Below are 11,049 nucleotides of genomic sequence, written 5' to 3'. Positions count from 1 at the left end.
ATGCAGTCACTCCGCCTCCTGCCGCTCTTCGCCGTCCACGTGGTCGGTGCCGGCAAGGCCGCGCGAGGCCAGCAGCACGACGAGGAACAGCGCGGTCATCGCAAAGCCGATGACGATGGCCGTCAGCACCAGGGCTTGCGGCATCGGGTCGGCGGTGTTTGCCAGCGTGGCGGTGAAGCCCTTGACCAGCACGGGTTCGCTGTCGAGTTTCAGCCGGCCCATGCTGAAGATGAACAGGTTGACGGCGTAAGAGATGAGCGTGAGGCCCATGATCACCTGGAAGGTGCGGGGACGCAGCAGCAGGTACACACCCGAGCCGGCGAGCACGCCGATAGCGAGCGCGAGCACGATTTCCATCAGTGCACTCCCTCCACGGCCTCGGCCTGGGCCTGTGCTTCCTTTTCACGCTGCTCGTCGGCCCAGCGGTGGCTGCGAATGGATTGGTGGGCCAGCGCGGTGAGGATCAGCATGGTGGCGCCGAGCACCAGCGCGAACACGCCGATGTCGAAGAAAAGCGCGCTCGGCACGTGCAGCTCGCCCAGGATCGGAAGGTGCAGGTGCAAGGTGTGCGTGGTCATGAACGGATAGCCGAACACCACCGCGCCGCTTCCGGTGGCCAGCGCAAGCAGCAGGCCGACGGCGATCCAGCGGCGCGGGTAGATGCGCAGATGCTCCTCCACCCACTCGGTGCCCGAGACGATGAACTGCAGCAGCAGCGCCACCGACATCACCAGCCCCGCGACGAAGCCGCCGCCCGGCGCGTTGTGCCCGCGCATGAAGAAGTAGACCGACACCAGCACCGCGAGCGGCAGCAGCAGCCGCACCAGCACGGCCGGCACCATCAGGTAGCCCACGGCCGTGTCCTTGGCGAGGCGCGGGTTCAGCAGGTCGCTGCTTCCATCGTCGGCCTGTGCGCGTTGCTGCACCGGCAGCGCCATCGATTCGCGGGCCGGCCGGAAGCGGCGCAGCAGCGCATAGACCGTGAGCGCCACCACGCCGAGCACGGTGATTTCACCGAAGGTGTCGAAAGCGCGGAAGTCGACCAGCATCACGTTGACCACGTTGGTGCCGCCACCCTCGGTGAGCGCGCGCTCTAGAAAGAACGGCGAGATGCTTTGCGGGAACGGGCGCGTCATCATCATCCAGGCCAGCGCCGCCATGCCGCTGCCGGCGGCCGCTGCCACCAGCAGGTCGCGCCCGCGCCGGCCCCAGGGGCGCAGCCGGGTGCGCGCGGACTGCACGGCGTCCTTGCTGCGCATCGGCAGCCAGCGCAGGCCCAGCAGGATCAGCACCGTGGTCACGGCCTCGACCACGAGCTGCGTCAGCGCGAGGTCGGGCGCCGAGAACCAGATGTAGGTCACGCAGCACACCAGCCCCGCGCCCGCAGCGAGCATCAGCGCGGCAAGCCGGTGGAACTTGGCCTGCCACGCCGCGGCCAGTGCGCACACGGCGCCGATGAGCCAGGTCATTGCAAACATCGTCGAGAACGGCAACAGTTCGCGGGTGCCGCGCGCGGCGGGTGCGGTCCAGAGCGAAACTGCGGCGCCCAAGCCCGCCACGGCGATCAGCAGCAGCAACTGCACCTGCATGCGCCGGGTGCCCAGCACGCGGCGGCTGCGCCGGCCGGCTTCGCTGAGTTGCGCAAGCAGGTGCTCGAAGATGGCCTGGCCGTCGATGCGGTGCAGCAGCGGCGTGCGTTCGAGCCCGCCGCGCGCGCGGCGGCGGCGCTGCGACAGGTACAGCACCACGCCGCCTGCCAGCGCCACGAAGCTCATCGCCAGCGGCAGGTTGAAGCCGTGCCATACGGCCAGGCTGTATTCAGGCAGTACACCGCCCACCACGGGCATGGCGGCCGTCGCCAGCAGTGTGCCGATGGACCAGGCCGGCGCCACGCCCACCACCAGGCAGACCAGCACCAGCAGTTCGACCGGCACGCGCATCCAGTGCGGCGGCTCGTGCGGCTGCCTCGGCACGTCGGGCCCGCACGGCGGACCGAAGAACACGTCGAACACGAAACGCGCCGAATACGCCACGCTGAAGATGCCCGCGACGGTGGCGATGACCGGCAGGCTCACGTTGACCCAGGGCGTCGCCTGGATGAACACCGTCTCGGCAAAGAACATTTCCTTCGAAAGAAAGCCGTTGAGCAGCGGCACGCCGGCCATCGAGGCGCTGGCGATGATGGCCAGCGTGCCGGTGATCGGCATCAGCCGGAGCAGCCCGCTGAGCTTTCGGATGTCGCGCGTACCGCTCTCGTGGTCGATGATGCCGGCGGCCATGAAGAGCGATGCCTTGAAGGTCGCGTGGTTCATGATGTGGAACACGGCCGCCACCGCGGCCAGCGGGCTGTTGAGGCCGAGCAGCAAGGTGATGAGCCCGAGGTGGGAGATCGTCGAGTACGCCAGCAGCGCCTTGAGGTCGCGTTGGAACATGGCCACGAAGCCGCCAAGCAGCAGCGTGATCGCGCCCGCGCCGCCGACCAGCCAGAACCACTGCTCGGTGCCCGAGAGTACCGGCCACAGCCGTGCCATCAGGAACACGCCGAGCTTCACCATGGTGGCCGAATGCAAGTAGGCCGAGACGGGGGTCGGTGCCGCCATGGCGCGCGGCAGCCAGAAGTGGAACGGGAACTGCGCACTCTTGGTGAAGGCGCCCAGCAGTATCAGCACCAGCGCGGCGGGATAGAGCGCATGCGCGCGAATCGCGTCGCCCGAAGCCAGCACCACGTCGAGATCGTAGCTGCCGGCGATGCGGCCCAGCACCAGCACGCCCGCCAGCAGGCAGAGCCCGCCGGCACCGGTGACGGTGAGCGCCATGCGCGCGCCGCGCCGCGCGTCGCGCCGGTGATGCCAGTAGCCGATCAGCAGAAACGAGAACAGGCTGGTCAACTCCCAGAACAGCACCATCTGGATCAGGTTGCCCGAGAGCACCACGCCCACCATCGCGCCCATGAACGCGAGAAAGAACGAGAAGAAGCGCGGCACCGGGTCGGAGGCCGACATGTAGTAGCGCGCATACAGCACCACCAGCGCGCCGATGCCGAGCACCAGCATGCAGAACAGCCAGGCAAAGCCGTCCATGCGGAACACGAGGTTGAGGCCGAGCTCCGGCAGCCACTCGATTTCCTGGCGCAACACATTGCCGTGCGCGATCTGCGGAAAGAGCCACGTGGCCTGCACCGCGCAGCCCAGCGCGACGAGTCCCGCCAGCGTCGATTCCCGATTGCGCGCGTTCGACGGCATCAACGCGGCCAGCACGCTGGCAATGAAGGGAAGAGCGACGAGAAAGACCAGGGGCATTGCGGTCGATTCTATCGATCGGCCCCCTGAAAGAGGCCTCTCAAAGCCCGGGTCTGCTGGTGGCGGTCAGACGATCACGCGGCCAGGGCCTGCACGCTGCGTATGCCCATCCAAGTGAAGAACAGCGAACCGCCGAGATGCGCCGTTGCCGTGAGCAGGGCCACCCCCGGCCGGCCTTGGAGCAACATGGTCACGACCTCGGCCGAAAAACTCGAGAAGGTCGTGAGCCCGCCCAGGAAGCCGGTGACCAGCGCGAGCCGCCAGACCGGATCGAGGTCGGGCAGCAGATGGAAAACGGCAATGGCCACGCCGATCAGGTAGCCCCCGATCAGGTTGGCGGCCAGCGTGCCCCAGGGCATGAGGCCGTCGGCGCCGAACCAGAGCGCGAGGCCCCAGCGGGCCAGCGCGCCGACAGAGGCGCCCATGCAGACGGCAAGAATCGGAAGCAGCATGAGCCTATTGTCGGGGCACGCGCGGTACCGTTTAAGGCGCCATCTGCTGCGGCAGCCAGGTGACCAGCTGCGGCACGAAGTAGATGATGAGCACGGCCGCCACCATCAGGAAGAACATCGGCAACGTGACACGCGCGATGTAGAGCAGATCCTTCCCGGTCATGCCCTGCAGCACGAACAGGTTGAAGCCCACCGGCGGCGTGATCTGCGCCATCTCGACCACCAGCACGATGAAGATGCCGAACCAGATCGGGTCGATGCCGGCGGCGATGACCGTCGGCATGATGACGCCCATCGTGAGCACGACCATCGAGATGCCGTCGAGGAAGCAGCCCAGCACGATGTAGAACGCCGCGAGCATGATGATCAGCTGGAACTTCGAGAGCCCGAGCGAACCGATCCATTCGGCCAGGTGGCGCGGCAGGCCGATGTAGCCCATGGCAAGCGTGAGGAAGGCCGCACCCGCGAGGATCAGCGCCATCATGCAGTAGAGCCGCGTGGCGCCGAGCAGCGCTTCCTTGAAGCTGTGCCAGCTGAGCGAGCCCTGCGCGGCCGAGATGATCATGGCGCCCACCACGCCCACGGCGGCCGCCTCGGTGGCGGTGGCAATGCCCGCGTAGATGGAGCCGAGCACCGACAGGATCAGCACCGCGACCGGAATCAGCGACAGCGAGGCCCGCAGTTTTTCGACGAAGGGCAGCCTGGCATCGGCCGGCGGAATGCGGTCGGGGTGGCGCAGCGCCCAGAACACGATGTAGCCCGAGAACAGCAGCGCGAGCATGATGCCCGGGATCACGCCCGCGATGAACAGCCGCGCGATGGACACGTCGGCGCTCACTCCGTAGACGATCATGATGATCGACGGTGGGATCAGGAGACCCAGCGTGCCGGCGCCGGCCAGCGTGCCGATCACCATGTCGTCGGGGTAGCCGCGGCGCTTGAGCTCGGGCAGGCTCATCTTGCCGATGGTGGCGCAGGTGGCCGCGCTCGAACCCGACACCGCCGCGAACACCGCGCAGCCCACCACGTTGGTGTGCAGCAGCCGGCCGGGCAGGCTTTGCATCCAGGGGGCGAGCCCCTTGAACATGTCCTGCGAGAGTCGCGTGCGGAACAGGATCTCGCCCATCCAGATGAACAGCGGCAGCGCGGTGAGCGTCCAGCCCGAGGCCGAGCCCCAGATGGTCACGGCCATGGCATCGCCCGCGGGGCGGGACGAAAAAATCTGCATGGCGATCCATGCCACGCCGGAGAGCGTCAGGCCGATCCATACGCCACTGCCCAGGATCAGGAAGAGCGCGGCAATCAGCAGGCCCGCAACGGCAATGTCATTCATGGCGCAATGCCTCCGTCTCGACCGGCTTGGCCGGCCTTCCTCGCCACTCGATCACGAATTCGTCGAAGGCCGCGATGGCGAACACCAGCGCACCGACGGCCATCGAGAGCTGCGGTAGCCAAAGCGGGGTGGCGTCGTTGCCGGTGGAAATGTCGTGGAAGTCGTAGGACTGGAACACCAGCCGCGCGCTGTACCAGGCGAACAGCAACGCGAGCAGGGCGCCCGCGCCCATGGCCCAGCGTTCGAGCCAGCGTTGCGCCGCGGGCGGGAGGTTCTGCAGCACCAGGGTCACGCGGATGTGCTCGCCGCGCTTGAGCGTGTGCGCGAGCGCGAGAAAACCGGCGCCGGCCATCAGGTAGCCCGCATAGGCGTCGATGCCCGGAAGGTTGAAGTGGAGCTGCCGCCCGACGATGGAGAGCAGCACCATCACCAGCAGGCCGACCATGAAAAGCGCCGCCAGGGCGGCGGCGCTGTTGTAGAGGAAATCCAGTGTCTTGCGCATCGGTGGGCAGCGCCGCGTCACATCTTCTTGTACGCGTCGACCACGGCCTGGCCTTCGGGGCCGGACTTCTCAAGCCATTCCTTGAGCATGGTGTCCCCCACCTTCTTCATGTCGGCCTTGAGCTGGTCCGAAGGCACGTGGATGGTCATCCCGTTCTTCTTCAGCAGGTCGAGGTATTCGAGGGTCTTCTTCTTGGACAGATCCCAGCCGCGCTTCTCGGCCTCGGCGCCGGCCTTGAGCACGGCGTCCTGCGTGGGCTTGTCGAGCGCGTCGAAGGCCTTCTTGTTCATGAGCACCGCGTTCTTGGGCAGCCAGGCCTGGGTGTCGTAGAAGTTCTTGATGTATTCGTAGGTCTTGGTGTCGTAGCCGGTGGAGCCCGACGACATGTACGACTCGATCACGCCCGTGGCCATGGCCTGCGAGAGCTCGGCCTGCTGTACCGTGACCGGCTGGGCGCCGACGAGCTCGGCGACGCGCGCGGTGGCGGGGCTGTAGGCGCGCCACTTGACGCCCTTCAGGTCGGCCGCCGAAGAGATCGGCTTTTTCACGTAGATGCCCTGGGGCGGCCAAGGCACGGTGTACAGCAGCGCGAGGCCCTGCTCGGCCAGCTTCTTTTCGAGCGCCGGTTTCTGCGCCTGGTAGAGCTTCCATCCGGCGTCGTAGCTGTCAGCCAGAAAAGGGATGCCGTCCGCGCCGAACAATTGCCATTCGTTCTGGTAGTTGACCAGCAGGATTTCGCCCATCTGGGCCTGGCCGCCCTGCACGGCGCGCTTGATCTCGGGCGCCTTGAACAGGGCGGCGTTCGCATGAACGGTGATCTTGAGCTTGCCGGCAGACGCCTTTTCCACGTCGTTGGCGAACTGCATGATGTTCTCGGTGTGGTAATTGCCAGCCGGGTAGGCCGTGGGCAGATCCCACTTGGTTTGCGCGAAGGCTGCGGCGCCGAGGGTGAGGCCAGCGAGGGCAATGCCGAACTTGTGATTCATGAGCGCTCCGGAACGTATGAAAGTGAAAGCGAATGCGAGCATACGTGCAAATTCCGGGCCACTCCTGAGGCATTTCCCTGCCACGCGGCCTTGCGTTGCGGGCTGGTCTTCCAATGCGGCGCACGCAAAAAAAACCGCCCCGAGAGAGGGCGGCTTTGCTTTGGGCAGCCGTCAGTCCCCGCGCATGCGGGACTGGGCACCTGGTGTGTGAGTTTTCGATCAGGGCTTGGCTGGCTTCGTATCGGCAGCAGCGGCGGCTGCCTTGACGGGCTTTGCGGTCTTGTCTGCCTTGGCTGCTGCCGGTGCGCTGGTTTGGCCACTGAAGGCCTGGCCGTTGACCGTGAGCCCTTCGGCCGACAGCTTTTGGGCCTTCTTCTCTTTCACGCCCTTGATGCGTTGCATGAAGTCGGGCCAGTCCTTGAACTCGCCCGACTTGCGCGCATCGAGGATGCGCTTGGACATGGCCGGGCCGATGCCCTTGACGCCATCGAGATCGGCTGCGGTGCCCTTGTTGACGTCGACGGCGGCGAACGAAGCAGCCGCAAACAGCATGGCCAGCGTGGCCAGGATTTTCTTCAGCATGATTTCAAACTCCCTAGTTTGTTGATTTCTGTCTGCCGGCGCAGCCGCCGGCTCGCGTTCAACGAGTTCAGGGAAAGAGGCGTTGACGGCATCGCGCCTCGGAACGACTCCGATCACTATTGTTCCGAAACATGTTCGGAACGTTGCTCAGAGTTCTTCGACGCGGCGCGGCGGGTAGCTGTCCCAGGCCTGGCATCCGGGGCAGTGCCAGAAGTACTGGTGCGCCTCGAAGCCGCAGGCCGCACAGCGGTAGCGCATCAGCGGCCGCGTGGCCTGGTCGAGCGCGCGCTGCACTTGCGGATGGAACTGCTCGTGTTCGAAGCGCTCGCTGGCCAGCCAGCGCGAAGCGGCCACCAGCGAAGGCTGTTGCGCAAGATGCGCGATGTAGCCGTCGCGCGGGGCGAGCGGCAGGCCCTCTGCGGCGGCCGTTGCATGGGCGGGCGAGCCTCCGAGCGCCATCAGCGCCTCGAGCACGTCGATGGACGGCGATTCGGCATAGCGGCGCTGCAGCAGCTGCAGCGCCTCGCCTTCGCGGTGCGCAGCGACCGCGGCCTGCTGCAGCGCTGCCGCATACAGCGGCAACGCGAGGGGAGCGGTATTGCTCAACGCGACGAGGGTTTCGAAGGCCGTGGCGGGCTCGCCATTGCGCAACTGCAGCGTGGCCGAGTCGATGGCAGGGCGCGGCGCCTGCGGGGCCAGTGCCACGGCTTCCGAGAGCAGCCGGTTGGCCGCGGCCAGGTCGCCGGCTGCCACCTGTTCGGCCGCCTGTTCGCACAGGTGATGGGCCCGGCGCGTGCTGTAGCTCGCCTGGTCGGACTCATCGAGTTTCTGCGCCACGTCGGCGGCCTGGGTCCATTCGCGCGAACGCTCGTAGATGGCCAGCAGCGAAAGCCGCGCCTCGTTTTCGTAGCGCGTGCCCTCGAGCTTTTGCAGGGCGGCTTCGGCTCGGTCGAGCAGACCGGCGCGCAGGAAATCCTGCGCCAGCGCGTGCTGGGCGCGCTCCCGGTCGCTGCGGCTCAGATCGCCGCGGCCCAGCAGATGTTCGTGCACGCGCACTGCACGCTGGTATTCGCCGCGCCGGCGAAACAGGTTGCCGAGGGCGAAGTGCAGTTCCTGCGTGTCGGGATCGTTCTGCACGGCCTCGATGAAGGCATCGATGGCCTGGTCCTGCTGCTCGTTGAGCAAGAAGTTGAGGCCGCGGAAATAGGCCTTGGGGGCTTGCCTGTTTTCGAGCTTGAGCTGGCGGATGTCGAAGCGCGAGGCGAGCCAGCCCAGGACAAAGGCGACGGGCAGGCTGATCAGCAGCCAGCTGGGATCAAAGTCCATGTTGGCGTACGGCGGGTAGGTCGGTGGCGGAGATGGACGGTGCCGGTGCGGGCGCCGATGAGGCCGGTGATCCGGTCGTGGCCGGGACTTGTTGGTGGGGTGCGGAAGGCGCTTGGGCCGCCGCGGCGGCGCGGTGCTTCCACCATCCCGGCAGCATGCCGAGCGCACCCACGACGAGGCCGCCCGCAAAGGCTGCGAGCACCACCAGCACCAGCGGCGCGCGCCAGTGGGTGCCAAAGAAGAAATAGACGGTCGCGTCGTGCTGGTTGTTCAGCGCGAAAGCAAAAAGCGTAAAAAAAATGGCTGCCTTGAGCAGCCACAGGAGGTATTTCATAGCCGTTCCCGTTGCCGGGAGCATTCTACGTTTGCATCATCCATGCGGATCAGGCCTTGCGGCCCTTGGCTTCCTTGCCTGCGTCCAGCTCGGCGGTCTTGGCGTCGACGGCTTCGCGCAGCGCCTTGCCCGGCTTGAAGTGCGGCACCCGTTTTTCGGGAATCTGAACGCTTTCGCCCGAACGCGGATTGCGGCCGATGCGCGGCGGACGCCGGTTGACCGAGAAGCTGCCGAAACCGCGGATCTCGATGCGGTGCCCGCGCACCAGCGCGTCGCTCATCGCGTCGAGGATGGTCTTGACGGCGTATTCGGCATCGCGGTGCGTCAACTGCGCAAAGCGCGCTGCAAGTTCTTCGACGAGGTCAGAGCGGGTCATAGGCCAAACAAAAACGTGGACGAAAAAAAAAGACAGAGCGGCCCCAGGGCCTGCTCTGTCTTCGGACGCAGCTTACTTGCTGTCGTTGTTGTCCAGCTTGGCGCGCAGCAGGGCGCCCAGGCTGGTCGTGCCCGCGTTTTCGCGTGCCGACTGCTGGCTCAGGTTGGCCATGGCGCCTTGTTCGTCGACCATGTCCTTCTGCTTGATCGACAGCTGGATGTTGCGGGTCTTGCGATCCACGTTCACGACGATGGCGGTGACTTCGTCGCCTTCCTTCAGCACGTTGCGTGCATCTTCCACGCGGTCGCGGGAGATTTCGCTGGCGCGCAGGTAGCCGATGATGTCTTCGCCGAGGTCGATTTCAGCGCCGCGGGCGTCCACGGTCTTGACCTTGCCGGTCACGATCTGGCCCTTGTCGTTCACCGTGGTGAAGGTGGTGAACGGGTCGCTGTCGAGCTGCTTGATGCCGAGGCTGATGCGCTCGCGGTCGACGTCCACGGCCAGCACGATCGCTTCGACTTCCTGGCCCTTCTTGTAGTTGCGAACGGCGGTTTCGCCGGCTTCGTTCCACGAGAGGTCCGAGAGGTGCACCAGGCCGTCGATTCCGGCAGCCAGGCCCACGAACACGCCGAAGTCGGTGATCGACTTGATCGGGCCCTTGACGCGGTCGCCGCGCTTGGTGTTTTGCGCGAACTCTTGCCACGGGTTGGCCTTGCACTGCTTCATGCCCAGGCTGATGCGGCGCTTGTCTTCGTCGATTTCGAGGACCATGACTTCGACTTCATCGCCTAGCGAGACGATCTTGTTCGGAGCGATGTTCTTGTTGGTCCAGTCCATTTCGGAGACGTGCACCAGGCCTTCGATGCCGGGTTCGAGTTCGACGAACGCGCCGTAGTCGGCAATGTTCGTGACCTTGCCGAACAGGCGGGTCGATTGCGGGTAGCGGCGCGAAACGCCCATCCACGGGTCGTCGCCCATTTGCTTGAGACCCAGCGAAACACGGTTCTTTTCGGTGTCGAACTTGAGGATCTTGGCGGTGATTTCCTGGCCGGCCTGAACGACTTCGCTCGGGTGGCGGACACGGCGCCATGCCATGTCGGTGATGTGCAGCAGGCCATCGATGCCGCCGAGGTCGACGAACGCACCGTATTCGGTGATGTTCTTGACGACGCCGCGCACGACTGCGCCTTCCTTCAGGGTCTCCATCAGCTTGGCGCGCTCTTCGCCCATGCTGGCTTCGACCACGGCACGGCGCGACAACACGACGTTGTTGCGCTTGCGGTCGAGCTTGATGACCTTGAATTCCATGGTCTTGTTTTCGTACGGCGTCAGATCCTTGATCGGACGCGTATCGATCAGCGAACCCGGCAGGAACGCGCGGATGCCGTTGACGAGCACGGTGAGGCCGCCCTTGACCTTGCCGCTGGTGGTGCCGGTGACGAAGTCGCCGGATTCCAGTGCCTTCTCGAGCGCGAGCCACGAAGCCAGACGCTTGGCGGTGTCGCGCGAGAGGATGGTGTCGCCGTAGCCGTTTTCAACGCTGCCGATGGCAACGGAAACGAAGTCGCCGGCCTGGACTTCGAGTTCGCCCTTGTCGTTCTTGAACTCCTCGATCGGCACGTACGCTTCGGACTTGAGGCCGGCGTTGACGACGACGTGGTTGTGTTCGACACGCACGACTTCGGCCGTGATGACCTCGCCGGTGCGCATTTCGGAACGCTTCAGGGACTCTTCGAATAGGTCGGCAAAAGATTCAGACATTTATGGTTCCTTCCGTCAGGCAGGGTTGGCAGGCGCTCTTGCGAAATTGCGTGCGGCTGCTGTGGGTCTGGAGACGGCGGTTTTGTGGGCTGATGCCC

Annotated in this window: 11 protein-coding genes; all 11 read right to left on the bottom strand. The window is 65.7% G+C overall.

Translation table 11 applies throughout. From position 1 onward, the window contains the following. Positions 1-6: 6 nt before the first annotated feature. The 11 genes from ACAM55_RS16960 to rpsA all read right to left on the bottom strand — a co-directional run bounded on the left by ACAM55_RS16960 (position 7) and on the right by rpsA (position 10,951). On the bottom strand, positions 7-357 hold the full coding sequence (locus tag ACAM55_RS16960) for a Na+/H+ antiporter subunit C (protein ID WP_369652662.1): 351 nt from the start codon (positions 355-357) through the stop codon (positions 7-9). Beyond that, on the bottom strand, positions 357-3,299 hold the full coding sequence (locus ACAM55_RS16955; RefSeq protein WP_369652661.1) for a monovalent cation/H+ antiporter subunit A: 2,943 nt from the start codon (positions 3,297-3,299) through the stop codon (positions 357-359). The genes ACAM55_RS16960 and ACAM55_RS16955 overlap by 1 nt, the downstream gene beginning before the upstream one ends. Positions 3,300-3,373: 74 nt before the next feature. After that, positions 3,374-3,751, bottom strand: a complete 378-nt coding sequence (gene crcB, locus ACAM55_RS16950) for a fluoride efflux transporter CrcB (protein WP_369652660.1) — start codon at positions 3,749-3,751, stop codon at positions 3,374-3,376. Positions 3,752-3,782: 31 nt separating this feature from the next. Then, positions 3,783-5,084 carry a TRAP transporter large permease gene (locus tag ACAM55_RS16945; RefSeq protein WP_369652659.1) on the bottom strand — a complete coding sequence of 434 codons (1,302 nt, stop codon included), beginning with the start codon at positions 5,082-5,084 and terminating at the stop codon, positions 3,783-3,785. Beyond that, entirely contained in the window at positions 5,077-5,586 is a 510-nt protein-coding gene (locus tag ACAM55_RS16940; protein WP_369652658.1) for a TRAP transporter small permease, read from the bottom strand. Before ACAM55_RS16940 ends, ACAM55_RS16945 begins: the two co-directional genes overlap by 8 nt. A 17-nt stretch (positions 5,587-5,603) precedes the next feature. Next, positions 5,604-6,572, bottom strand: coding sequence for a TRAP transporter substrate-binding protein (locus ACAM55_RS16935; protein ID WP_369652657.1), 969 nt, complete (start codon positions 6,570-6,572; stop codon positions 5,604-5,606). 219 nt (positions 6,573-6,791) lie between these two features. After that, complete coding sequence (locus ACAM55_RS16930; RefSeq protein WP_369652656.1) at positions 6,792-7,154, bottom strand: ComEA family DNA-binding protein; 363 nt, start codon at positions 7,152-7,154, stop codon at positions 6,792-6,794. A gap of 147 nt (positions 7,155-7,301) precedes the next feature. Further along, positions 7,302-8,480 carry a lipopolysaccharide assembly protein LapB gene (gene lapB / locus ACAM55_RS16925; protein ID WP_369652655.1) on the bottom strand — a complete coding sequence of 393 codons (1,179 nt, stop codon included), beginning with the start codon at positions 8,478-8,480 and terminating at the stop codon, positions 7,302-7,304. Further along, entirely contained in the window at positions 8,470-8,814 is a 345-nt protein-coding gene (locus ACAM55_RS16920) for a lipopolysaccharide assembly LapA domain-containing protein (protein ID WP_369652654.1), read from the bottom strand. Before ACAM55_RS16920 ends, lapB begins: the two co-directional genes overlap by 11 nt. 49 nt (positions 8,815-8,863) lie before the next feature. Continuing rightward, positions 8,864-9,190: an integration host factor subunit beta gene (locus ACAM55_RS16915; RefSeq protein ID WP_019654766.1), complete on the bottom strand. Its 327-nt coding sequence runs from the start codon at positions 9,188-9,190 to the stop codon at positions 8,864-8,866. 72 nt (positions 9,191-9,262) lie between these two features. Further along, positions 9,263-10,951 carry a 30S ribosomal protein S1 gene (gene rpsA, locus ACAM55_RS16910; protein ID WP_055799200.1) on the bottom strand — a complete coding sequence of 563 codons (1,689 nt, stop codon included), beginning with the start codon at positions 10,949-10,951 and terminating at the stop codon, positions 9,263-9,265. Positions 10,952-11,049 lie beyond the last annotated feature (98 nt).

It is taken from the genome of Variovorax sp. V213 (assembly GCF_041154455.1).
Classification (GTDB): domain Bacteria; phylum Pseudomonadota; class Gammaproteobacteria; order Burkholderiales; family Burkholderiaceae_C; genus Variovorax.
The sequence above is the reverse complement of the archived record's forward strand: the minus strand, read 5'-3'. Positions and strand labels throughout refer to the sequence as shown.